Below are 22,358 nucleotides of genomic sequence, written 5' to 3'. Positions count from 1 at the left end.
CAAACTAAGTTGAGCCTTATAGGCTTAATTAGTCGACCATTCAAGAGGTTCTTTCTTATCCTAAGAGTTTATTAACTTCAGATGTAATATATTCTATGTGACATTCTTCCAGTCCTGGATGTAGCGGTAATGAGATGAGCCTAGGGTAGATCTCCTCAGTATTTTTTAAGCTAGAGATTTCATTTGTTTTATAAAGGCTTAGCTTGTGATTTGGCATATAATGTACTCCCGTTTCGATTCCTATATCAAGGAGCTTATTTCTTAGATGGTCCCTGTTCATTTCTTTTGGTAGTAGTATTGAATATATATGTGGCACTACTTCATGATAATTTCTATTAAAGGCAGTCACTTTATCATTTTGCAAAAAGATAGCATCATATAAACGAGCCAGCTTACGTCTTCTCTTGATGAAATAATCCAATTTCTTTAATTGCTCTATACCTATTGCGGCCATTATGTCACTCATATGATACCTCCAGCCTTGATTACTAACGTCAAAATGCCACGACCTTGTGTTACCAAATCGTTTTTCAGTATCATTTTTAATTCCAAGAAGTCTGGCATTTTGTATGAGACTAATAACCTTTTTGTCATTTGAAACCACGCACCCTCCTTCTCCACTTGTTATGTTTTTGATCCCATCAAAACTGAAACAACATATATCCCCAAAAGATCCTACCTTTTTATTCTTATATGAGCTCCCAAATGCATGAGCCCCATCTTCTATCACTCTTAAAGAGTTGGCTTTTGCTAACTCATAAACTGCATCTAGTTCTCCTACATCTCCTGCGAAATGGACAGGCATTATTGCTTTTGATTTTGGATTAAGCTTCCTTTTAACATCTTCAACATCCAACGTGAGTGAATTCGCTTTTACATCACAAGGGATTGGTGTGGCCCCACATGCAGATATTGCTTGGAAGCTAGCAACATAGGTCATAGATTGTACTAGAACCTCGTCGCCTACTCCTATTCCACAAGCTTGTAATGCTAGGTGCAAGCCAGATGTCCCATTTACACAGCATGTAACCTCCCTTTTTAGCAATTTACCCAGTTGATTTTCAAATTTCTCTACTACATCTCCCATCCCTAATCTCTCTGTTGAGAGAACATCCAAGACAGCATTTTTCTCTTCAATACCAATAATTGGCTTAGAAAGCCTTATTGTTTCTTTTTGCATTAAATTATCCAGGGCGCTTGGTTAATTTTCCATAAGTTCGTTAACAAATCAAGATCACGTTTAGTGTCTATACACTGCCAAAATCCATCATGAGTATAAGCCATTAATTCTCCCAATTCGCAAGCTTTTTCTAGGGGCTCTTTTTCTAAAACTGTATTGTCACCTTTTATTAGATCTAGAAATTCGGGCTCAATTATAAAATAACCACCATTGATCCAACCTGCCTTCATTTGAGGCTTTTCTTGAAATTTTCGGACTTCCCCTTTCTCTATCTCCAGCTCACCAAATCTTGCAATTGGCCTTACTGCAGTAACTGTAACCATGCGTCCATGGGAAGTATGAAACTTAAGCAATTTGTTGATATCCAGGTCTGATAAGCCATCCCCATATGTCAACATAAATGGTTTATTTTTTAGAAACTTTTTTGTCCTTTTAAGTCGACCACCCGTCATGGTATCTAAACCTGTATCTAATAATGTTACTTTCCAGTTATTGTTATCATATCCGTGTCCCTCTAACTCTCCAGTTGATAAGTCAATCGTAAAATCTGCATTTAATGCTCTATAGTTAACAAAATACTCTTTAATTATTTCAGATTTATAGCCTAGTGCCACAATGAATTCATTATGGCCAAAGTGTGCATAACGGCGCATAATATGCCATAAGATGGGCCTATTACCGATGGGTATCATTGGTTTAGGTATATTATTTGTGTATTCAGAAAGTCTGGTTCCTGATCCGCCAGCTAGTAGAACAACATTCACGACAACCTCTCAGTAGGAAATGACATAGAATCAAGTTTCTTTCGCTCTATTTCTTTTGGGTCATGCAATATATCTGCAACATTCATGATTAGACTGAAGGGCCTTTCCATTCCTTGAAAACCAAACCAGACCCCTGGCGGCACTGTTAACCTCTTATAATTTTCTTTACCTATAATTGCAGACTCATAACCTAATTTATCTGTAAAGAAGGCAAATTTTACTTTGCCTACTGGGCATACTAAATTAAGGGTCATTTTCAGGTGTCTTTTCCAAGCTTTGATGCAGCCATAATTAATTTGAGAAAAATAAACTTCCCCAAACCCTTGGAATTCACGATCGGTTGACTTGAGAGCATGAAATATGTCTCCTTGAGGATTGCGAATGCAAGTCAACGTTGACTGTTTGATTATCCTGCTCATAATGCCCATGTTAAGGATTTTTGCTTCGCGCAATTGACATAATCCGAGATTTGTTTTATTGAGAAACTTTCCATTCCGTTAGACCTTCCTTCATAAAAATGTCGATACCAATTAACTGTATTGCTGATTGTATTTTTGAGGTCCCAAACTGAATCCCAATGCAATAAACTCCTTGCTTTTTCACAATTTAATTGTAAGTTCTGAAATTCGTGTGGAGAAGGAAGGGAAGATTTTTTTTCATTCCATTTTATATCTTGCCATGAATTTGACATGTTTTCAACGAGCTCTTCAACAGTATAGTTATTAATTTGCATTGCCGCAAAGTTAAAAGCCTCTCCATGATGTTGGTTACTCTTTTTCAGTGACAATGCGAGATTGATATAGCCGCTTAAGGGCTCTAAGACATGCTGCCAGGGTCGTGTTGAATGAGGATTTCTTAGAGTAATTAATTCTTTTTTTGCGGCAGCACGCATGCAATCAGGCACCAGTCTATTTTCTCCCCAGTCACCTCCTCCAATGACATTTCCCGCTCTTGCTATTCCCAACCTTAAAGGTCCTTCTTTGGATAAGAAGGACTTGGTATAACAATTTATAGCAATCTCTGCCGCAGCTTTGGAGGCGCTATATGGATCTGCTCCTCCTAACCGATCTGTTTCTTTGTATCCCCATATCCACTCCTGATTCTCATAACATTTATCACTAGTGATAATTACAGCAACACATTTTGAGTCAATTTGGCGAAGCGCCTCAAGGAGATTAATAGTTCCTAAGGTATTAGTTTCAAATGTGTAAATTGGGTTCTTGTAGGAGGCGAGCACTAAAGGTTGTGCGGCTAGATGAAATACAAAATCTGGCCTAACTTTTTTGATATGTGACTCAATGGAAGGTAGATTTCTTATGTCTATTCGTATATCATTTACTCTTTCGTTGATACTCGAGCATTCATAGTGTGAAGGCCTGCTAGGTATCCCATTAGATAGTCCATAGACTTCAGCACCTAGTTCAGAGAGCCAAAGTGAAAGCCATGAACCTTTGAATCCTGTATGACCAGTTATCAGTACCCTTGAAGATTTAAATTGGCTTAATGAGGTTTCCCGATTCACTGATTATTCTCATGAAACACTGCATTTATTCTATATCTTTAGCAGCTGATAGGGTTAAAGAATGATTCGGCTTGTCTGCTCTGGCATAAATGCTGCTAGAATTATTGATTGTTAGATTTTACTTTATTTCGCTGAAAGGATATAACTTATGACTTTTTTTTCTAAAGACGATAAACGAAGTCTTGACTCTTTGATACCTAGCTCCTATAGCGGTGATTCAATCTATGGCTCTCGAATATCACTTGTAATTGGATGCTTGGCAGATGATCTGGATAAATGTCGTTCTTTAATGCTTGGCCTTAAAGACAACCGAAAATATATCAAAGAGATAGTGTGTGTGGTAAGTAATCTCTCGAAGAAATATTTGCACAAGGCATCCGAATTGGAGAAACTTATAGACACTCCCACTAATATGCTTTTCTTTGAGAGCATTATACTGCCTGGTGAAGCTAGAAATATTGGAGTTAAGTTATCCAAATGTTCTTATATTGCTTTTCTTGATGTTAATACAGTGCCAGAAGTTGATTGGTTGGAGATAGCACTTACTCATTTAGATAAGTCGGATAACCAGGGTATATTAGGTAGAACCAGATACATTGGGGAAACTATATTTGAGAAATCATTTATAGCTTCTACATATGGTTCAAACCCACTTTATACAGTTCCAGGAACGCTAATCAGTAGATCATTGTTAAATGAGATAGGCTATTTTATCCCATCAGCTAGATGTGGAGAAGATGGTGAGTGGATTAATAGAGCATTATATTTTCAACGTTCAATAAAGGTTGCTTCTGCTTCACCTCTAAAATACCGAAATCTCATAGGCCGAAATTTCCCAGAGCTATGTAAAAAATGGTTTACAAACTATTATTTAGCAAGCTATGGTGATTTGCTCATTTACCAAAAGCAAAGATATATATATATAATATTCTTTGCTGTTCTATCGCTTGGGCTTGCTTCTTGCTGGAACCCGAGCTTTGCAGGCTGGGATACAGATGCGGTTCTTTATATTCCTCATGTCTCCAAAATTACAGTCTTTACATTACTTACCATCTACTTTATTCTAAGAGGGATCTTATTACCAAAGAACAAAGGAGTTCCGATAATTAGGAATGGTTTTATTCCTTTTTTCCTCACATTATTGATTAGCATTAGTTTAGATCTAGTTAAAACATTTGCTTTTATTATTTCTACAATAGATCGGAATTTAATATCCAAATATAAAACCAAGCCTAGGATTCGGTAGACTCGAACTCCTATAAATTATTGACAGATATCAAGGTGTAAGGTAAGACGAAAATCTTGAGAACTTAGAATCAGGATGTTAAATCTGTTGCTTTAATTTATCCTCTAATATACTATTTGATAATGAATACCTTTTTCTCAGAAAATACTTAATTATCTCTTGATTTATGAACGAACTTTTCATTAGAAACCTTCTAATTACTCTTTTTCTCAGTTTCCTCCCTTTTCATTTGAGTAGCCCTGCTGCTAATACTAGAACCAACCTTTTAAACAGGCAGTGTAATATTCCTAGTAAGCACTTGACAAATAGGCTCAATAGGCTTAACAGAAGAATGAGTAAATTTGTTTTATATGAGGATATACATCCTACTAATTATGATACACGCTCAACAAAAGACGTTTTTGGAAACCCTTTAGAACCTCTTCCTTCCCTTATCGTCCTGCATGAAACTGTTTATGGTGTTGGCTCAGCCTTAGCAACATTTAAGACTAAACATACCGACCTATTAAAGCAAGCAAGTTACCATGTTTTGATTGCAGAGGATGGAAGGATTATTAAGATTCTCGATCCCCTCAAAAGGGCTTTTGGAGCAGGGAACTCTTCTTTTAGAGGTAATTCTGTTCAAACTAATTTAAGATTGCCACCTTCTGTTAACAACTTTGCACTACATATTAGTTTGGAGACACCATTAGACGGCGAGGATAATGACCCTACTCACAGTGGATACAGTTCAAAACAATATGATTCACTTTCCTTGATTTTAACCGATTGGATGAAAAAGTATCATATCCCCTATTATCAAATAACTACTCACAAGATAGTAGATAGATCAGGAGAGAGAATCGACCCTCGATCATTTAATTGGCGAGCCCTTCAAGATCGATTAGGAGCTTTAGGAATGTTATGCCCTTGAATAAAACTATTTAATTCTTACCGGTATAGTAATTGAGTAATCTTTCACATACCTAAACTCTCTTTTTAGGATCAGGTCCACTAATTCGGATTTTCTCAGCCTTGAGATTCGCTTTACCCCATTCAGTTTATTCCTTAGCTGATTATTTGTAAGCTTCATTAGCTTCCTTCTCCTTTCCTTATAAACATCACTATTTAGTGAATTTAATGTTGCATGATCTTCAATAAAATTGATACCTCCTTTGTATCCATTAGAGCCGTTTAGTGTTGATGATTCACTTGTACCAATTGTTATGTCTTTTTTTGGAGGTTGTTGTTTTTTTATGTACTGCTTTGGTGAATATGATTCCATCACTTGCAAAATTAAGCCATAGATATGCTGTACTAAGTCTGAGAGAAAAAGTCCAACGAGTATTACATGTATGATTATAGTGTCGGTGTTTATTATTGTTAGTTTGTACAGATCAATCAGCTCATTTGATAATCCTTTATTATTCACAGAATTCTTTTCTCTTCGAGGAGGATTCTTTTCGTCAGGTATGGTAATTGCTTTTTTCTTACTTTTGAGAATTGAAGATAAGGGCTGAATTACCTCAGCATTTTCTATTTCAACAGCCTTTTCTAACTCAACAGCCTTTTCTAACTCAACAGCTTTTTCTAACTCAACAGCTTTTTCTAACTCAACAGCTTTTTCTATTTCTTTGACATTAGTGCTTGCATTCTTTTTAGCTAATATTTTTTTGAGGATATAAATAGCCAACCCAGAAAATATCAATATACCTATTGCAATTGGGACATCCAGGTCAATACTTAGATCTAAGCCTGAATACCAACCTTTAAGAAACGTTCTTTCTACCTGAATCCATTCAATAATGGAATTTAAATTTTCGAAGATAACATTGATGTTTTCTTTTACTTTTATATCGCTAATTACTTCTTCCGGTAGGAGATAGACGCTTCCATCTGCATGTCTTACTAGAGTGCTCAAGAAGTAATTTAAGTCAGTACCCACTCTTGATTGCCTTGTTTCCTTAAACTTAACTAATGATTCTTTTTGAAGCACTGCAAATGTTACGTTATAAAGTTAATTCGTGTTTCTCTTTATAATTCCGCTTCAGAGGCGCTTGTATATTCTTTTTTATAAGTATTTAAAAATTGATTTTTGATTAGTTGAAATATATAGAGTCTTTTGGTAAATTTAAATTTGGTTTAGTTGGAAGAACTCAATAATGTTCAAATACAGTCTCTAATTTTTTAATTACATCACCATTCCATAGGCCTTTTCACTTGGTTTTCCCCAGCCAAGCATGGGACGCTTTCAATATGCTGGTTACACTCTTGGCTCATAATAATTTCTAATATCATTAAAAGCCTTGCACCGCAGTACTTTTGCGATTGCGCAGACTTTTTAAACTCTATTTAAGCGTTTTTCCAGTTGCCAGGGTAAGTAGCTAGTGGCTAGTTCTAGAGAAAGAGATGAGGGAGGTGGGCGATGCCCCCATTAGTCACCCTATTGGTTTATCTTTCAATTGCTCAAGTTGGTTTTGTTGCGGTTATTGCTGCACTGGCACTATTTAGTGTTCCCAGGGATTCTGCTCGGGAAGAGAAGGGTGGCACTCCCTTGCCTTCTCATTGAGATTAATTCAACAAACTATGATGACACCCTTTAGAGGTACTAGCAAAATTCATATCCCAACAAGCTTTTACCCTTATTAGGGAGATTTCAAATACCTGAAATGAATCAGCTAATTGAGACCTGAACAAGGGATAGGTACAGTCCCTCTTAGTGCAAATACTTAACCTAATGTTTCTGCTCGCTATCAGATCAGGAGAATATTCGCTCATAAGCTTATTGAATTCAGTATGGTGTCTATGAAAACGGTGCTTTGCTAAGGCTATGAAATCGCCAGAGCTTGCATCTCAATATTGCTTTGCAACCCTATTTATTAAGGAGAAGGTAACCAGTTGGAATTAATCGAAGCTGATGTAGTCATAGTCGGAGGAGGCCCAGCAGGTTGTACCTGTGCCCTTTATACCTCTCGGGCTGATCTGAAAACAGTGATTCTTGATAAAAACCCGTCAGTTGGAGCATTGGCTATTACTCATCAGATTGCTAATTATCCAGGCGTTTCCAGCGAGATTAGCGGTGATGATCTTTTGACTTTGATGCGCAATCAATGTATTCAATATGGAACTGACTACAGACGGGCACAGGTTTTTAGTGTTGATATAGCCGAGGATTTCAAGACCGTTTATACCCCTGAGGGGACTTTTAAGGCAAAGGCTCTTGTTTTGGCTACTGGAGCTATGGGTCGGCCCGCATCATTTGAAGGAGAAGCTGATTTCCTTGGGCGAGGGGTGAGTTATTGCGCTACTTGTGATGGGGCTTTTTACAAAGGCCGTCAAGTTGCCGTAGTAGGAGTAAATCAAGAGGCTGTAGAAGAAGCTCAGGTTTTGACAAAGTTCGCAGAAACGGTGCATTGGATTACATCTAATGACCCGAAGGGAGATGACCATCATGCGCAGTCTTTACTTCAACAATCAAACATTAAGCATTGGAGTAAAACTCGTCTTCTTTCTATAGAAGGTAATGAAGGTGGAGTTACTGGAATAGAAATTAAATCTAGAGGAGCGGAACACTCGCAGAATATTCCTTTAGAAGGAGTTTTTGTGTATATGAGCGGGTCAAAACCTATTACTGATTTTTTAGGAGATCAAGTTGCATTTAGAGAAGATGGAGGAGTTCTCGTGGATGATTTTATGTCAACTACTGTAGAGGGTGTTTGGGCAATAGGTGATATTAGAAACACCCCTTTTAAACAGGCAGTGGTTGCTGCATCTGATGGTTGTATAGCTGCAATGGCAATTGATAGATTTTTAAATAGTAGGAAGATAATTAGGGTTGATTGGGTCCATTCTTGATGGATTTACTGGTGTATATGCAAAGCTGAAATAAGCTAGTTAAAATTTCCCCGTTTATAATGGTATAGCATCTGAAACATACCCAATCCCTCCGTAATAGTTAAGAATTGGCTTTATTTTTTCTTTCAGACTGGCTAGCGTTGTCTCATCACAAAACACAATTAAATGTGCATTAGCTCCTAGATCAGTGAATTCCATATCCTCTGAAACTGCCCCTTGAGGACCTTTACCCGTTACATGTTTAGTAATTGTGTAACCAGGGGCTCCACCTTCGTCAAGGGCATTGAGCATAGTATCGAGTTCGCGATCACTGAAAATTAGATCTAGTCTTTTCATTTCTAGGAAGCTAGAGGGATGAACTTGTTAACCATCCCCATATATAAAGGTATTCCAAAAACTATATTAAATGGGAAGGTAAGTCCAAGAGCAGTCGATATGTAATAACTTGATTTCGCTTCAGGAACTGTCATGCGCATTGCAGCAGGTACAGCTATATAAGATGCGCTTGCACATAAGACAACGAATAACAGTGCGTTTCCTGTGGATAACGCAAGAAGTCTGGCAACTTGTACCCCTAAAAAGGCATTTAATAATGGCATCGCGATTGCGAATCCAATGAGAAAAGAGCCAGCTTTTAAAAGTCTTGGGAGCCTTTTGGCCGCAACAATACCCATATCAAGTAAAAAGAAGCATTCAGCACCATAAAAAAGATTTCCTGTGAAAGGCTGCATCTTTGCAACACCAGATGGATTATGGGCTGCTGTTAAGTAACCAATAAGTAGGCTGCCAATCAGTAAATATACCGAACCATTTAACATTGCCTCATGCAAGATTGACTTCCAACGAATTTTTTTTGCATTAGCTCTTGGTTTTGGAGCGCAAATTTTGACTAGTAGGAGACCAACGATAATTGCAGGGGATTCCATCAATGCAAGTGCAGCAACCATAAATCCATCAAAATGAAGATTCAGGTTTTCTAAAAAACTTTCCGCAGTGATAAATGTTACTGCGCTAATTGAACCATAGGCTGCTGCAATTGCAGCAGAATTGAATACATCAAGTTTTATCCTAAGTATCAAGAAGCAAATTATTGGTAAAACCAGAGACATTAATACTGCTGCGCCAACAGTCTGAACAACTTGTATGCCAAAGCCACTCCCCTCAAGCTCTAAACCTCCTTTAAATCCAATTGCTAAAAGCAAGTAGAAGGAAAAAAGTTTTGGCAGTGGCGCAGGTATCTCGAGATCAGAGCGCAAGACAACTGCAATTGTTCCCAGGAAAAAGAATAGAACTGGGGGGGTTAAGACATTTTGCAGAACAAGGCTAGTGTCCATAAAATATTATGTAAAATTAGGATTCTTTTGTCGGGTTTTTTACCTTCATATCCTAACCATAGGACGACTAGTTTTGTAAGGCTTTGTTTTTATTTTGTTTGGTATTTTCATTTTCCCTAGACCTTGTTAAGGGTCTCTCGAACGAACTTTAGTTTTTTAAATCCTCCACTGCTTTCTCAAGAGCCTCTTTGCGACTGCCTACAACTTCTTCTACCCCAAACTTCGACAGTCTTTCTCTTACTTTTTCACTTGAACTTGCTACATAGGCTTTTCTTGCATTCGTTTTTGCTTCCTGGACCATGTCCTCAAGGGCTAGGGTTGCAGTGACTCCTAGGCGGGGAACTTCTGTTATATCAAGAATGAGAACCTTGTAATTTCTTACGAGCATCATTCTCTCGGAAATACCTTTAGCTGCTCCAAAACTGAGAGGACCTTTTAATCTGAAAAGCATAACCTCACCTTTGCACTTGTCCATTAGGAGTTGTTCATCAGAAGGCAATGAGGTGGAGTCAGGGCCAATAATGTTGCTTTCACCATTAATTGGATTGTCAGCTTCCATTCCCTCAAGCTGTGTTTCAGTGATGGAGTCAATGGTGAGCATATTGGCTACAAAGACCCCAACTAGAACAGCCCAAATAAGGTCCCAGAAAACTGTCATTAGTAGTACGCCATACATTACTGAGGCTGTCTTTGCTGAAAGTTTATGTGCTCTTAAGAGAAATCCCCAGTCAATAATATCTAGACCAACTTTTATAAGAATTCCAGCTAAAAGTGCAGTTGGGATTTCTGCAGCAAGTGGGCCAGCTCCTAGTAGAACAATTAAAAGAACAAGAGAATGAACCATTCCAGATATTGGCGTACTCCCACCTGATTTGATGTTAATTACTGTGCGCATTGTTGCGCCTGCACCTGGTAAGCCAGTTACTAGTCCTGCCAAGCTATTTCCTAGCCCTTGACCTATTAACTCTCTATCAGAATCATGACGAGTTTGTGAGATATTGTCTGCGACTAATGAAGTTAGTAGAGAATCTATTGCACCTAAAACAGCTAGGACTAAACCAGCTTTAAAAATAACTGGAAAATGTTCATTCCAGTTGGGCATGCTGAATGTGAGTCCACCTTCAGGGATTGTTCCAATTCTTGGTAAGGGTTCTATCCCTCGAGCTTCTAAGTTCGCGTCCCCAAATAGGATTACAGACAATGGAGTAACTATTAGAAGGGCAAGAAGAGGGGATGGAATCCACTGGCTTATGCGACGAGGAGTTAGGAAGACAATTGCCAGAGTCATTACAGCAACGGCAATTGCTGCTCCATTGGGTTCAAAATTGCTTGCCAAGCCATGTAATGAATCAATAACACCCCCTCTAGTTGTTATGCCTATTAATGGTCCAAGTTGGAGAGCAAGGATAATTACCCCGATCCCGGACATGAAACCAGATACGACCGAATAGGGAACTAAAGTTATATATTTACCAAGCTTCAGGATTCCAAATAAAACCTGAAATAGTCCGCCAATTACTACCGCAGCCATTACAAGAGGGAGGATTTCCCCTGCTGCTAGATCTCTAGATACTCCTACAGATGCCAAACTAGCTACTACCCCAGCGACAGTCACGCTCATAGGCCCCGTTGGACCACTGACTTGTGAGGGTGTCCCGCCAAATAAAGCAGCTATAAAGCCAACTACAACTGCTCCATAAAGGCCATAAATTGCCCCTCCTGGGCCTAAAGCTGCATTTCCGAAGGCAAGGGCTAAAGGGAGTGCAACTACAGCAGCGGTTAATCCACCTAATAAGTCACCTCTTAGATTCTTTAGGTGCAATCCATGAATTAATGCCAAGTCTCTTCTCCTGTTCAGAACAACTTCAGAAAAGCCTATCTTCTGAATAGCCCAAGTTGAAGTTGTTTTGCAAAAAACTCTTACTTAATTGTTGCGTTCGGGCTTCACTACATTTTTTTTAGCCCATGAAAGCAGTTCTACTGGGAAACTAACCTTAACGAAGGCTTTAAGCCTATTTTTGAGTCAATGGGTGCGAGTGGGTACAAAGATTATTTCAATGTGCTTGGGCTTCAAAGGGATGCAAGCACCGCAGATGTGAAGGATGCTTTTAGGAAGTTAGCAAGGAAGTTTCATCCTGATTTGAATTCTGATGATCCAATGGCAGAAGAAAATTTTAAAGAAGTCAATGAGGCATATGAAGTCTTATCTGACCCTGCTAAACGGCGAAAATATGAACAGTTTGGCCAGTATTGGAATCAAGCAGGTGTAATGCCAGGAAATGGCACTGGTTTTGATGTTGATTTTGGAAGATATGGAAATTTTGATGATTTCATAAATGAACTGTTGGGACGATTTGGTGGCGCTCAGGCAGCGTCAACAGGCTTCCCTGGAGGGTTTTCTGGTTCTGGAGGGTTTCCACGGTCACAGGCAAGATCACCAGCGAATCTTGATGCAGAAGTAGTTGTAAAAATTTCCTTTAAGGAGGCTTTTCGAGGTGCGCAAAGAACTCTTTCAGTAAATGAAGAACGTGTTCAGGTGGTTATACCAAAAGGGATCAAAACAGGTTCTCGATTGCGACTGAAAGGTAAGGGTAACTCTCAGCCTGGAACTGGAAGAAGAGGAGATCTTTATTTAAAACTTAAAGTAGAAACTCATCCAATTTGGCATTTGGATGGAGATCAATTATGTGCTGAATTCCCTGTTTCTTTGGAAGAATTGGTTCTTGGCGCAGTCGTTACAGTCATCACTCCGGATGGGGAGGTTGAATTAACTATTCCGGCTAGAACTGCATTGGGAAAAAGCTTTCGATTAAAGGGGAAGGGATGGCCTTCTGCTAATGGCTATGGTGATTTACTCCTTAAAACTGCGCTTAAATTACCTTCTTCATGGACGGAAAAGGAGCTTGAATTGCTCCAAGAGATAAAATCTCTACGTAAAGAGGATCCTCGAGCATCTTGGCTTGTTGATGCTTGTTTATGAGCGGGATTACGATTAGACCAACAAATTTAATTTAGATGGATTTAACTTATCGCCCTCGTCGTCTTCGTAGGACACATTCCCTGCGAGCAATGGTTAGAGAGAACTTACTAAGTCCTTCAGACTTTATATATCCATTATTTGTTCATCAAGGCTCTCAAGAAGAGGAAATAGGTGCCATGCCTGGTGCAAAGCGTTGGAGCTTGGACAATGTTTTGAATGAGGTGCACAGAGCTTGGGGGTTAGGTATTCGCTGCATAGTTCTTTTCCCAAAGATCTCTGAAGATTTAAAATCTGAGGATGGTTCTGAATGCTTTAACGAGAATGGACTCATACCCCGGGCCATAAGCCTTATTAAAAAGGAGTTGCCAGATATGACTGTTATGACTGACGTAGCCTTAGACCCTTATTCATGTGATGGCCATGATGGAATAGTCAGTAAAGAAGGGATCGTTTTAAATGATGAAACAATTGAACAGCTATGTCGGCAGGCTGTTGTTCAAGCACAGGCTGGAGCAGATTTAATTGGACCTAGCGACATGATGGATGGTCGTGTTGGTGCCATTCGTGAAGCGTTAGATGATGAAGGTTTTGCTCCTGTAGGAATCATTAGCTATACAGCAAAGTATTCATCTGCGTATTACGGACCCTTTAGAGAAGCTCTTGATTCGGCCCCCCGTTTAGACACTCGCAAGGTCATCCCTAAAGATAAAAGTACTTATCAGATGGACCCAGCGAATTCTCGTGAAGCGATTATTGAGGCTCAGCTGGATGAGCAAGAGGGAGCAGATATCTTGATGGTTAAACCTGGGCTCGCATATTTGGATATTATTTATCGCCTGCGGGAAGAGTCTGAACTACCCATAGCGGCATATAACGTAAGCGGAGAATATGCAATGGTGAAGGCGGCAGCACAAAAAGGTTGGATTGATGAACGTTCAGTGGTCCTTGAAACTTTATTGAGCTTTAAGCGAGCCGGAGCCGATTTGATACTCACATACCATGCCTGTGATGCAGCAGGTTGGTTGAGGAATCAACTGGATTAGTGAGTGGAATTGTTCGATTAGAATTTATTGAGAGTGATATTCCAGTTTGCTTGAGATTGAAGTAAAGACTCAGATCTTCACTGATTTCATCGCAAAATGGTCTAATAGTTTCATAACTAGAATCTTGGATGTTCAAAAGCTAGGCCACGTAGCTATTCGTGTTAAAGACATGGCCAGGGCTAAGTGCTTTTATGTTGGTCTTGGCATGAAAATGGTATGGGAGGCTGAGGATTGGTGCTATTTAGAGACCAGATCAGGTGAAGATGGACTTGCTTTATTAGGGCCTGGGTATACCTCAGCAGGGCCTCATTTTGCATTCCATTTCAACAGGCGATCAGAAGTAGATGCTTTCCATTCACGATTACAGGCGGAAGGTGTGCAAGTGGGAGAAGTACATGATCATCGCGATGGAACGGCATCTTTCTATCTAAAGGACCCAGAAGGTAACTGGCTAGAGATGCTTTATCAGCCTCCAGGAGGGATTCCTAAAAATCAACAGGAGTTTCAATAATCATTCCCGTAGGAGAAAGCCCGATGACCTCAATGGAGAAATTAGCCATTGAAGCTCATGAGGAAACACTTGAATTATTGGAATGGCATATTCTTTGTAAACACCTATCAAGTTTTGCTAGCACTGTTAAAGGTCGTAATTATTGCCTATCTTTACCGGTCCTAAGCAATATATCTACATGTAGGTTGCTTTTAGAGGAAACCAAAGAGATAGATTTTTTAGATCAAGACATTGAAGGCGGTCTTTCATTTCATGGTGTTCATGATATTAGCCATGTTTTAGCTTTATGTAGAAAGGGCGGGATTGCTTCTGGTGAGGAGTTGTTAGCAATTGCAGAGACTCTTGGATCCGTAAGAAATCTACGTCGACAGATTGATAATGCAGAGTTAAGACCGACGTTGACTGATCGCTTAATTAATTTAGTTACACACCCTCAACTAGAAAGAACTCTTAAGCGTGGTTTAGAACATGGGGGTCGTGTTTCTGATCAAGCAAGTAGTGATTTAGCTGCTTTTAGAAAGCAAATTCAATGCTTGAGAAAGGAAAGAAGTGATTTGATTAGTGAGTTATTAAAGAGCTATGGCAACCTTTTAAACGATAATGTGGTTTCAGAGCGTAATGGTAGACCTGTTGTAGCAGTAAAGATTGGGGCGGCAGCACAATTTCCAGGGTTGGTTTTGGATAGTTCCTCTTCTGGAAACACTTTGTTCATGGAGCCCAAGGGAACTATCCAACTTACCAATGAGATAAGTGAATTAGAGGTACGAACTTTCAAAGAGGAGCAGCGCCTTTTAGGCCTATGGAGTAGAGAGATTGCTAATAATGCCGATTCACTCGAAGATCTTATTGAGATCTTTATGCAATTTGATGTTGCTTTAGCCCGCGCACGTTACAGCAGATTTTTAGGAGGTTTACCCCCAGACCTTAAAGAGAATGCAGAAGCTCCTTTTGTTTTGAGGGGGTTTAGGCATCCACTTTTGATTTGGAAACAAAAGCGAGAAGAGGCCCAACCTGTTGTACCTATAACTGTAGATGTTTCTTCTAACTTGAGAGTAGTTGCTATAACTGGCCCAAATACAGGAGGGAAGACAGTTACGCTGAAGTCTATAGGCTTAGCGGTTCTTATGGCACGCTCAGGTCTTTTCCTACCGTGTAAAGGGCCTCCGATCTTGCCCTGCTTTACAAGTGTTTTCGCTGATATTGGAGATGATCAGTCTCTTCAGCAGAATTTGTCTACCTTCAGTGGACATATAAGGCGAATCTGTCGCATTCTCCAGATTTTGTCTCATCAACCTGGGATTTTTTTAGTTCTTCTGGATGAGATTGGAGCAGGTACTGATCCTAGTGAAGGGAGTGCACTGGCAATGTCGTTGTTACGCACCTTGGCAGATAAAGCACGTTTAACTATTGCAACAACTCATTTTGGTGAGCTTAAAGCTCTTAAGTATTTTGATGCGCGCTTCGAAAATGCTTCTGTGGCATTTAATGGAGAGACTTTGACCCCTACTTATCAGTTGCAATGGGGCATCCCCGGGAGAAGTAATGCTTTAAATATTGCTTCTCGCCTTGGTTGCCCAGCTGAGGTTATCACTCACGCTCAAGAGCTTTTAAATTCTAAGAGCGAAGGAGAGGTGAATATTGTTATTAAAGGACTAGAGGAACAACGAAAGCGTCAGCACGAAGCGGCTGAAAATGCTGCTTTGCTTTTAGCACGTACTGAATTGCTTCATGAGCAGTTGCTAAACCACTGGCAGAAGCAGTCCAAGAAAAGTGCTGAGATTAAGGAAAATGAGCGCCGAAAGTTATCAGCTTCAATACAAAAAGGACAACAGGAGGTCCGCAGATTAATTAGGCAGCTAAGAAATACTGATGCTAGTGGTGAAACAGCCAGGGTTGTTGGACAACGCCTTCGTCGCATTGAGGCTGAACATGTTGAGAAGGTTAACGAGAAAATTTCCCCTGGTTGGAGACCAGAGATTGGTGAACGCATAAGGCTACTTGCACTTGGTAAACCAGGAGAAATTTTAGATATCTCTGAGGATGGACTGCATTTGACAGTGCGTTGTGGTGTTTTGAGGAGCAAAGTCAACTTGCATGCGGTGGAAAGCCTTGATGGCCGAAAGCCAAATTTGACCGAACAAGTTGTAGTAGTAAAGACGCCTTTAACTCTTTCTAGAGCTAATGAAATTAAGACGTCTAAAAATACTGTTGATGTCAGAGGTTTGCGAGTTCACGAGGCAGAGGTTGTCGTAGAAGAATTTATGCGTAAAAGCACTGGACCAATATGGATCATGCATGGCATTGGTAGTGGGAAACTAAAGCATGGATTAAGACATTGGCTAGATTCAGTTCCTTATGTTGAGAGAGTTACTGATGCTTCCAAGGAGGATGGAGGAGGAGCTTGCAGTATCGTTTGGCCAAAATAATTGAGACGTAATTGCTAGTTATGTTTTTGAGGTAAAGCCATTTACCTTTTGCAAGTTGCCATTACTTTAGAGATATTTTTTAAAGGGTTGGGTTAGTTAATTAAGGGTTAAGGCCTAGTCTGTGTATTGATCAAAGATAGTTGCGACTGTGCAGTTCATTGATCATGCATCTATAAGTGTTTTTGGAGGTCGTGGAGGTGACGGTATAGTTGCCTTTCGAAGGGAGAAGTATGTGCCTGCTGGTGGCCCATCGGGAGGGGATGGTGGACACGGTGGCAGAGTTTTGTTTCAGGCTGATGCCAATCTTCAGACCCTTTTGGATTTTAAATATAAAAGGTCTTTTATTGCACAGGATGGACGCCGTGGAGGTCCAAATCGATCAACTGGTGCTACAGGGAAAGATTTAGTAGTTAAAGTTCCCTGTGGAACAGAAGTGAGACATTTTAATACTGGTATTTTGCTAGGAGATTTGACTAACCCCGGACAGACTCTAATAGCCGCATATGGTGGAAGAGGTGGTTTGGGTAATGCTCATTATTTAAGTAATAGGAATCGGGCTCCTGAAAAATTCACCGAAGGGCGTGACGGTGAGGAATGGAAATTGCAATTAGAACTGAAATTGCTTGCTGAGGTAGGAATCATTGGATTGCCTAATGCTGGTAAGAGTACTTTGATAGCTGTTCTTTCTGAAGCTCGTCCAAAGATCGCAGATTATCCATTTACTACTCTTATCCCGAATTTAGGAGTAGTACGTAGACCTACTGGGGATGGAACAGTCTTTGCTGATATTCCTGGTTTGATAGCTGGTGCAGCGCAAGGGGCAGGATTAGGCCACGAGTTCTTAAGGCACATAGAGCGCACAAAATTATTAATCCATTTGATTGACGGAGGTTCAGATGATCCTTTGAAAGACCTAAGTGTTGTTCAAAATGAGCTTATTTCATATGGCCATGGATTAATTGAACGTCCGAGATTAGTGGTGATTAATAAACAAGAGTTAATTGGGAAAGAAAAACAGAAGCAGCTTTTAGATGAATTTCGAATTCAAACTGGTAGGGAAGTATTTCTGATTTCTGCTGCAATGTCAGTTGGTCTTCAGAACCTTTTGGATCGGATTTGGGAAGAGCTAGGCATTTAATGACTATATTTGCGGGGACTTGTCCATTTGCCATTTATTAGTCATAAATGGTGGAGAGTTAGAACAAACATGGAGTTTTACAGCTGCTTTGACAAAAAGGGGAAGGTAATAGCCCGATGTCAAACATCTCAGGAAATAGAAGTCTTGCGCAGTATGGGCAGACCTATAGCTCAAGTAAGGGCTATGAAGCAAGAAGAAGCAGTTGTTTGTTCTTTAACCAGTAGCCCTTGCGACTTTAAAGAAGATATTTGAAGTCTTTGTCATAATTTAATAACCAATAAATGACATGATTAGGTTTCTTCGAGCCTAATCATGTCATTTATTGGTTAGAGATTGCTTGCCCTTGATTAATCGTCGTAAACGAGACACTCTGGCTCATCAGGATTTGCATCACAAAACAATTCCAGGGCATTAGGGTCATGCTTGTCATCTGGATGATGTTCTTTGTATTCCTCAAGAGAATGAAGCTCATCTGTAAGGTGACGCACTTTGGCTTGGTCCCCTTGGGCTTTTGCTGACTGGATCTCTGATTGATCCTTTTTAATGTGTTCGTCGATGGAGTTCATGAAGCTTGCTAGTGACCTCTAAGGTCTTGTTCGACACAAATACTTTAGTGCCCTTGACCGATGATGCCATGGGGGTAAATGTCATTTGGTTTGCGTTACAACACCATTCCCAAGAATGGGTATCGGTTGCTACTGGCTGCAAAAAGCGAGATAGGTCTCTTTATGGGGCAATGCAATAAAGGTATGTCGGATATTTTTGGGATGGATCCAAAGTGTTTTTAGTTGTGGGATCTACGAAGAAACTTTATTTTGCAGATTCAATCCAAGGCGCATCGGTATTGGAACGCTTAGACCCTTGAAGAGCATGAATAAGTTGTTCTGCTCTTGTTAGATAAAGATTGACAAGTCTTCGCCTCGCCAGTTTTTAGAGTGCGATTTTTGTCTTTGAGGGCTAATGGGGTTTGCCTTTGACAATAAGCTGATCAGATGGAAATTCATCGGTTCCTAAGGGCTGCCTTTCATTGCGATGGAATTAGCTTTGAAAAAATTAGAAAGGTCCCTTTTAATAAAAGGTATGATTATGTTTTAGGAAAAATAAAATCTTTTGGGTAGGACCTAACTTTCTCTTTCTAATGTAACTTTTAGAATGGTAAATTAGTTGGTATTTAGCATATATGAATAGTTTGCCTTTGAAAAGGTTGTTGGTAATTTCAACTTTATATTCGCCTGAAAGAAATTGTCCTTATGAAGCGTTTGCAGATTTTCTTTGGGCTAGATAGTCGAAAATGCTTTTATCTCCGATGTCAGAAGCAGCATCCATTCCAAATTTTCTTATAGATAAGATGAGTAAAAGAAGGGCTGCTGTAAACAACATTCCTGAAGTTAATGAATGATTTAGAAATTGGCTGAGATGACCTATTAAGGCCATTGGTATTAAAAGGGTTAACCCAATTGCCTCAGGTCTTCGAAAGCAAAAGAATTCTTTAAAACCTACTCCTGTTAGTGCTGCAAAAAAAGGCCCTATAACTAAAATTAAAAGTGGTTGAACCTCAAGGCTAGGTAGCAGGTTAGTTACTCCAACTTTTATAGATAACCATATAATTCCAATTGTTCCAGTTAGCCATAAGGCCTGAAGTAATCTATGAAGTGGTTCTAGATAAATATGAATCCAATTCAAGGCTAGCCCTAAGCTGATTGATAGAGGAATCATCCAAAGAACAGCCCAATTAGAATGAAGGAGCAGCCATTGAACAAGACCTGCAACAAGAGAAATCCCACAAGTTAGTAATGCTAGGCGATAATATTTGACCTCAATTGCATCTTGGAGAGTAATTCGATAACTTCCATAAACACCTTCAAGCTCTTTCTCCTCAAAATCTGGGTTTTTGGTGTTCAAGGCTTGTGAGTTTTCTTTCATTGGAGATGGGGAGCCGATACATTAATAATTTGCATTAGATCAGGACCTGCTGGGACAATGTTGCTTGGATTCAAGGGAAATAGCGCTCCAAAGTAGTCATTACGCCATGCTTGTGCATCGCATGTGCTTGAGACAGATTGGAGGGCCATGAAGCGCTGTCTCCATTGCCAGATATTCCTGAATGACCAGAGTGGTCGTTGGCTGCATCCAAATAGTGGCATATAGATCATTTCCCATCTGATAAGTGTTGGGAAAAGACGAATATCTGCAAGGGTAATTTTTTTGCCGCATAGCCATGGTCCTTTGCGGGAAAGACTTTTATCCACCATCTCTAAAGAAGAGAAGAGTTCTTGGGATGCTTTGTTGTATGCAGCTTGATTGCGCGCAAAACCACACCTATACACTCCATCATTAACGGAATGTTTCAGCTTTCTGTCCCAATTGTTTATTTCATCTTTTAGTTTTGCTGGGGCAAGGTCATCTGACTTTTTTGAAGTAGGCCATTGGTTTAGTACCTTGATCAGTTGAGTGCTCTCATTGCCAATTAAAGAGGGGTTTTCCTCTTGATTTTTACCTGGGTCAACAAGTGCAGGAACTGTTGCTCTATGGCTAGGAGGGCTTCCACAGCGTTTGTAGATATCTAGAAGTGATTCGCATCCCATCCAAGGAGTTTCAAGTTCCCATCTCCCAGCCGAATGGTTCGCATATACAAGTTGAATAGTGAGGGTATCTTTAAGGTCTCTAAGTTGATGGACTAACCAAGTCCTATGCGCCCAAGGGCAGCTTCTGCCAATTAGCAGTCTTGGGAGAAGCTCAGAGGACCTTTGTTCTAGCTCGCAAACTTCAGTTAACTTTGCTTTGCGATGCTGACTTTGAGGACGCTGATAATTTCCTTCTACATCGGCTGGTGCCAGCCCATTCATTAGTTGATTCCATTGCCAATTCCATCCCATGCGGGCTGTTGCTACTACAACTGGTGGAATTGACATGGTGAGGCCTTCCTTTTAAAGCAAATTTCCGCCAATCTGAAGATAGCTATTTAAAAATGATGTCAAGCCTTCAGGTGCTTTTGGTGGCGGGTACCCATGGCAATGAAATTAATGCTCCGTGGCTTTTTGAACAGTGGTTAAAAAGACCAGACCTGATCGATGTATTTGGTCTTAGGACCGTAAAAGTTCTTGGCAATCCAATTGCCTGTCAGAAGGGGAAAAGATATTTAGATCGTGATCTGAATCGTAGCTTTTCTCAAGACCTGTTGAGTGATTCTCAGTGCAAAGACATTGAGGTTCGGCGGGCAAATGAACTTTTACACCTCTATGGAAAAGATGGAGTGAATCCTTGTCAGTTAGTTCTTGATTGCCATAGCACTACTGCTTCTATGGGAACCAGCTTGGTTGTTTATGGGCGGAGGCCTTCTGATTTGGCATTAGCGTCACTGATTCAGTTTCGTCTTGGTCTCCCTATTTACTTGCATGAAGATGACTCTTCTCAACAAGGGTTTTTAGTCGAGAGCTGGCCATGTGGCTTAGTCCTTGAGATTGGACCAGTTGCTCAGAATCTTTTGGACCCACTAATTATTAAGCAAACAATTCTAGCTTTGGAAGTTTGTCTAGAGGAAATTTCAAAGAATCTATCTGGTCAAGAAACTTTTCCTGACCAAATTGTTGTTCATCGCCATTTAGGAAGCTTAGATCTACCAAGAGATTCTGAAGGATCTCCAACTGCATGCTTGCATGAATGTTTGCACGGTAATGATTGGCGACCAATTAAGAAAGGTACTCCTTTGTTTTTGCATTCAGATGGTTTTGTGGAGAGATTTTCCGATGACGAAACTGTTGTTCCAGTATTTATTAATGAAGCAGCATATGCGGAGAAAAGAATATCTATGAGCCTTACACGAAAAGAATCTTGGGATATTAAAGAACCCTGGAAGAGATCCCTTCAGTCTCTGCTTTCGGGTTAGCAATCTATTTGATCATCCACAGACCCAAATAGATTGTTCTTTTGTGCAGGGCAAGTCACTGTTAGAACCATCGGCCCAGTAAATCCTTAGCCGATCATCCTTGGTACCTAGCCTAAAGGTCATTGATGTTATTGGTCCTGCAGGAGCTTTACTTTGAGAGGCTTCATGCTTATTGATGCTTTTCCCAAGCTGAGATTCCAGCTTGGAGATACGTTTATCTAACTCGGTTATAGCCCTAGAGCTCGTGCTTAATTCTATTTTTGAAGCGGACTCCTTTTGGGAACATCCATTTGCATTAAAAAAAACTATACCAATGGCTAAGGATTTAATCAGCTTCGATACAGACCTGTTCATAGGAGATAAGGAGTCTCTTAAAAGCTTTGCCTTATTCGGAAGGTAACACTCTTTCGCTCCAGTAAATGACAGCCCCCTGGGCTTCAAGTTCATTGCGGCGATATTTCGCCATTGCAATAGGCACGGTTTCTTGTAAGTGC

Annotated in this window: 24 protein-coding genes; 12 read left to right on the top strand and 12 right to left on the bottom strand. The window is 40.0% G+C overall.

Annotated elements, in window-relative coordinates; translation table 11 throughout:
- Nucleotides 1-55 precede the first annotated feature (55 nt).
- The 4 genes from SOI84_RS04930 to rfbG are packed head-to-tail and all read right to left on the bottom strand — an operon-like array spanning nucleotide 56 to nucleotide 3,466.
- Nucleotides 56-1,180: a DegT/DnrJ/EryC1/StrS family aminotransferase gene (locus SOI84_RS04930; RefSeq protein ID WP_320675302.1), complete on the bottom strand. Its 1,125-nt coding sequence runs from the start codon at nucleotides 1,178-1,180 to the stop codon at nucleotides 56-58.
- The gene (gene rfbF, locus SOI84_RS04925) at nucleotides 1,180-1,944 is read right to left on the bottom strand and encodes a glucose-1-phosphate cytidylyltransferase (RefSeq protein WP_320675301.1); all 765 of its coding nucleotides are present in this window, start codon (nucleotides 1,942-1,944) and stop codon (nucleotides 1,180-1,182) included. The genes SOI84_RS04930 and rfbF overlap by 1 nt, the downstream gene beginning before the upstream one ends.
- Nucleotides 1,941-2,396 carry a dTDP-4-dehydrorhamnose 3,5-epimerase gene (locus SOI84_RS04920; RefSeq protein WP_320675300.1) on the bottom strand — a complete coding sequence of 152 codons (456 nt, stop codon included), beginning with the start codon at nucleotides 2,394-2,396 and terminating at the stop codon, nucleotides 1,941-1,943. Before SOI84_RS04920 ends, rfbF begins: the two co-directional genes overlap by 4 nt.
- Nucleotides 2,360-3,466 (bottom strand): CDP-glucose 4,6-dehydratase, encoded by a 1,107-nt coding sequence (gene rfbG, locus SOI84_RS04915; RefSeq protein WP_320675299.1) that lies wholly within the window; start codon nucleotides 3,464-3,466, stop codon nucleotides 2,360-2,362. Before rfbG ends, SOI84_RS04920 begins: the two co-directional genes overlap by 37 nt.
- A gap of 148 nt (nucleotides 3,467-3,614) precedes the next feature.
- On the opposite strand from rfbG, the gene SOI84_RS04910 reads away from it, so the two are divergent.
- Together SOI84_RS04910 and SOI84_RS04905 are read left to right on the top strand one after the other, a co-directional pair.
- Entirely contained in the window at nucleotides 3,615-4,712 is a 1,098-nt protein-coding gene (locus SOI84_RS04910; protein WP_320675297.1) for a glycosyltransferase family A protein, read from the top strand.
- 331 nt (nucleotides 4,713-5,043) lie between these two features.
- On the top strand, nucleotides 5,044-5,625 hold the full coding sequence (locus SOI84_RS04905; RefSeq protein ID WP_320675295.1) for a peptidoglycan recognition family protein: 582 nt from the start codon (nucleotides 5,044-5,046) through the stop codon (nucleotides 5,623-5,625).
- A 6-nt stretch (nucleotides 5,626-5,631) separates the two neighbouring features.
- Here the strand turns inward: SOI84_RS04905 and SOI84_RS04900 are convergent, their stop codons facing one another.
- The gene (locus tag SOI84_RS04900) at nucleotides 5,632-6,687 is read right to left on the bottom strand and encodes a hypothetical protein (RefSeq protein ID WP_320675294.1); all 1,056 of its coding nucleotides are present in this window, start codon (nucleotides 6,685-6,687) and stop codon (nucleotides 5,632-5,634) included.
- Between the two features lie 429 nt (nucleotides 6,688-7,116).
- Here SOI84_RS04900 and SOI84_RS04895 point away from each other — a divergent pair, with 429 nt between their 5' ends.
- Both SOI84_RS04895 and SOI84_RS04890 read left to right on the top strand, forming a co-directional pair.
- Nucleotides 7,117-7,260 (top strand): hypothetical protein, encoded by a 144-nt coding sequence (locus SOI84_RS04895; RefSeq protein WP_320675293.1) that lies wholly within the window; start codon nucleotides 7,117-7,119, stop codon nucleotides 7,258-7,260.
- A 329-nt stretch (nucleotides 7,261-7,589) separates the two neighbouring features.
- Nucleotides 7,590-8,546, top strand: coding sequence for an NAD(P)/FAD-dependent oxidoreductase (locus SOI84_RS04890; protein WP_320675291.1), 957 nt, complete (start codon nucleotides 7,590-7,592; stop codon nucleotides 8,544-8,546).
- A gap of 54 nt (nucleotides 8,547-8,600) precedes the next feature.
- On the opposite strand, the gene SOI84_RS04885 is transcribed toward SOI84_RS04890, so the two are convergent.
- The 3 genes from SOI84_RS04885 to SOI84_RS04875 form a co-directional block, all read right to left on the bottom strand.
- Entirely contained in the window at nucleotides 8,601-8,882 is a 282-nt protein-coding gene (locus SOI84_RS04885; RefSeq protein ID WP_320675289.1) for a P-II family nitrogen regulator, read from the bottom strand.
- A 2-nt stretch (nucleotides 8,883-8,884) separates the two neighbouring features.
- On the bottom strand, nucleotides 8,885-9,880 hold the full coding sequence (locus SOI84_RS04880) for a sodium-dependent bicarbonate transport family permease (RefSeq protein WP_320675288.1): 996 nt from the start codon (nucleotides 9,878-9,880) through the stop codon (nucleotides 8,885-8,887).
- Nucleotides 9,881-10,028: 148 nt separating this feature from the next.
- Nucleotides 10,029-11,720: a SulP family inorganic anion transporter gene (locus SOI84_RS04875; RefSeq protein ID WP_320675284.1), complete on the bottom strand. Its 1,692-nt coding sequence runs from the start codon at nucleotides 11,718-11,720 to the stop codon at nucleotides 10,029-10,031.
- Between the two features lie 186 nt (nucleotides 11,721-11,906).
- Between SOI84_RS04875 and SOI84_RS04870 the strand changes: the two genes are divergently transcribed.
- From SOI84_RS04870 to SOI84_RS04845, 6 genes are all read left to right on the top strand, one after another.
- Entirely contained in the window at nucleotides 11,907-12,860 is a 954-nt protein-coding gene (locus SOI84_RS04870) for a J domain-containing protein (RefSeq protein WP_320675280.1), read from the top strand.
- A gap of 35 nt (nucleotides 12,861-12,895) precedes the next feature.
- Nucleotides 12,896-13,903: a porphobilinogen synthase gene (hemB, locus tag SOI84_RS04865; RefSeq protein WP_320675278.1), complete on the top strand. Its 1,008-nt coding sequence runs from the start codon at nucleotides 12,896-12,898 to the stop codon at nucleotides 13,901-13,903.
- 112 nt (nucleotides 13,904-14,015) lie between these two features.
- The gene (locus tag SOI84_RS04860) at nucleotides 14,016-14,414 is read left to right on the top strand and encodes a VOC family protein (RefSeq protein ID WP_414153620.1); all 399 of its coding nucleotides are present in this window, start codon (nucleotides 14,016-14,018) and stop codon (nucleotides 14,412-14,414) included.
- A gap of 32 nt (nucleotides 14,415-14,446) precedes the next feature.
- Nucleotides 14,447-16,840: an endonuclease MutS2 gene (locus tag SOI84_RS04855; protein WP_414153619.1), complete on the top strand. Its 2,394-nt coding sequence runs from the start codon at nucleotides 14,447-14,449 to the stop codon at nucleotides 16,838-16,840.
- 148 nt (nucleotides 16,841-16,988) lie between these two features.
- On the top strand, nucleotides 16,989-17,978 hold the full coding sequence (obgE, locus tag SOI84_RS04850) for an Obg family GTPase CgtA (protein WP_320675275.1): 990 nt from the start codon (nucleotides 16,989-16,991) through the stop codon (nucleotides 17,976-17,978).
- A gap of 69 nt (nucleotides 17,979-18,047) precedes the next feature.
- Nucleotides 18,048-18,230 (top strand): hypothetical protein, encoded by a 183-nt coding sequence (locus SOI84_RS04845; RefSeq protein WP_320675363.1) that lies wholly within the window; start codon nucleotides 18,048-18,050, stop codon nucleotides 18,228-18,230.
- A gap of 95 nt (nucleotides 18,231-18,325) precedes the next feature.
- On the opposite strand, the gene SOI84_RS04840 is transcribed toward SOI84_RS04845, so the two are convergent.
- Nucleotides 18,326-18,544, bottom strand: coding sequence for a CP12 domain-containing protein (locus SOI84_RS04840; RefSeq protein ID WP_320675274.1), 219 nt, complete (start codon nucleotides 18,542-18,544; stop codon nucleotides 18,326-18,328).
- Nucleotides 18,545-18,555: 11 nt separating this feature from the next.
- Here SOI84_RS04840 and SOI84_RS04835 point away from each other — a divergent pair, with 11 nt between their 5' ends.
- Nucleotides 18,556-18,723 carry a hypothetical protein gene (locus SOI84_RS04835; RefSeq protein WP_320675273.1) on the top strand — a complete coding sequence of 56 codons (168 nt, stop codon included), beginning with the start codon at nucleotides 18,556-18,558 and terminating at the stop codon, nucleotides 18,721-18,723.
- A gap of 503 nt (nucleotides 18,724-19,226) precedes the next feature.
- Here the strand turns inward: SOI84_RS04835 and SOI84_RS04830 are convergent.
- Nucleotides 19,227-19,880 carry a DUF2301 domain-containing membrane protein gene (locus SOI84_RS04830; RefSeq protein WP_414153613.1) on the bottom strand — a complete coding sequence of 218 codons (654 nt, stop codon included), beginning with the start codon at nucleotides 19,878-19,880 and terminating at the stop codon, nucleotides 19,227-19,229.
- Nucleotides 19,881-19,897: 17 nt separating this feature from the next.
- Nucleotides 19,898-20,890 (bottom strand): glutathione S-transferase family protein, encoded by a 993-nt coding sequence (locus SOI84_RS04825; protein WP_320675271.1) that lies wholly within the window; start codon nucleotides 20,888-20,890, stop codon nucleotides 19,898-19,900.
- Nucleotides 20,891-20,949: 59 nt separating this feature from the next.
- Between SOI84_RS04825 and SOI84_RS04820 the strand changes: the two genes are divergently transcribed.
- Nucleotides 20,950-21,864 (top strand): aspartoacylase, encoded by a 915-nt coding sequence (locus tag SOI84_RS04820; protein WP_320675361.1) that lies wholly within the window; start codon nucleotides 20,950-20,952, stop codon nucleotides 21,862-21,864.
- Between the two features lie 12 nt (nucleotides 21,865-21,876).
- On the opposite strand, the gene SOI84_RS04815 is transcribed toward SOI84_RS04820, so the two are convergent.
- A complete protein-coding gene (locus SOI84_RS04815) occupies nucleotides 21,877-22,311 on the bottom strand; it encodes a hypothetical protein (RefSeq protein ID WP_320675270.1) in 435 nt (144 codons plus the stop codon).
- Between the last annotated feature and the right edge of the window lie 47 nt (nucleotides 22,312-22,358).

Source organism: Prochlorococcus sp. MIT 1341 (genome assembly GCF_034092415.1).
GTDB lineage: Bacteria > Cyanobacteriota > Cyanobacteriia > PCC-6307 > Cyanobiaceae > AG-363-P08.
The sequence above is the reverse complement of the archived record's forward strand: the minus strand, read 5'-3'. Positions and strand labels throughout refer to the sequence as shown.

Coding starts and splice junctions, on each gene's coding strand:
- SOI84_RS04815 (WP_320675270.1), bottom strand. CDS start 22,311: ATGAACTTGAAGCCCAGGGGGCTGTCATTTACTGGAGCGAAAGAGTGT.
- SOI84_RS04910 (WP_320675297.1), top strand. CDS start 3,615: ATGACTTTTTTTTCTAAAGACGATAAACGAAGTCTTGACTCTTTGATA.
- SOI84_RS04840 (WP_320675274.1), bottom strand. CDS start 18,544: ATGAACTCCATCGACGAACACATTAAAAAGGATCAATCAGAGATCCAG.
- hemB (WP_320675278.1), top strand. CDS start 12,896: ATGGATTTAACTTATCGCCCTCGTCGTCTTCGTAGGACACATTCCCTG.
- SOI84_RS04870 (WP_320675280.1), top strand. CDS start 11,907: ATGGGTGCGAGTGGGTACAAAGATTATTTCAATGTGCTTGGGCTTCAA.
- SOI84_RS04820 (WP_320675361.1), top strand. CDS start 20,950: ATGTCAAGCCTTCAGGTGCTTTTGGTGGCGGGTACCCATGGCAATGAA.
- SOI84_RS04895 (WP_320675293.1), top strand. CDS start 7,117: ATGCCCCCATTAGTCACCCTATTGGTTTATCTTTCAATTGCTCAAGTT.
- SOI84_RS04825 (WP_320675271.1), bottom strand. CDS start 20,890: ATGTCAATTCCACCAGTTGTAGTAGCAACAGCCCGCATGGGATGGAAT.
- SOI84_RS04845 (WP_320675363.1), top strand. CDS start 18,048: ATGGAGTTTTACAGCTGCTTTGACAAAAAGGGGAAGGTAATAGCCCGA.
- SOI84_RS04905 (WP_320675295.1), top strand. CDS start 5,044: ATGAGTAAATTTGTTTTATATGAGGATATACATCCTACTAATTATGAT.
- SOI84_RS04930 (WP_320675302.1), bottom strand. CDS start 1,180: ATGCAAAAAGAAACAATAAGGCTTTCTAAGCCAATTATTGGTATTGAA.
- SOI84_RS04855 (WP_414153619.1), top strand. CDS start 14,447: ATGGAGAAATTAGCCATTGAAGCTCATGAGGAAACACTTGAATTATTG.
- SOI84_RS04885 (WP_320675289.1), bottom strand. CDS start 8,882: ATGAAAAGACTAGATCTAATTTTCAGTGATCGCGAACTCGATACTATG.
- SOI84_RS04880 (WP_320675288.1), bottom strand. CDS start 9,880: ATGGACACTAGCCTTGTTCTGCAAAATGTCTTAACCCCCCCAGTTCTA.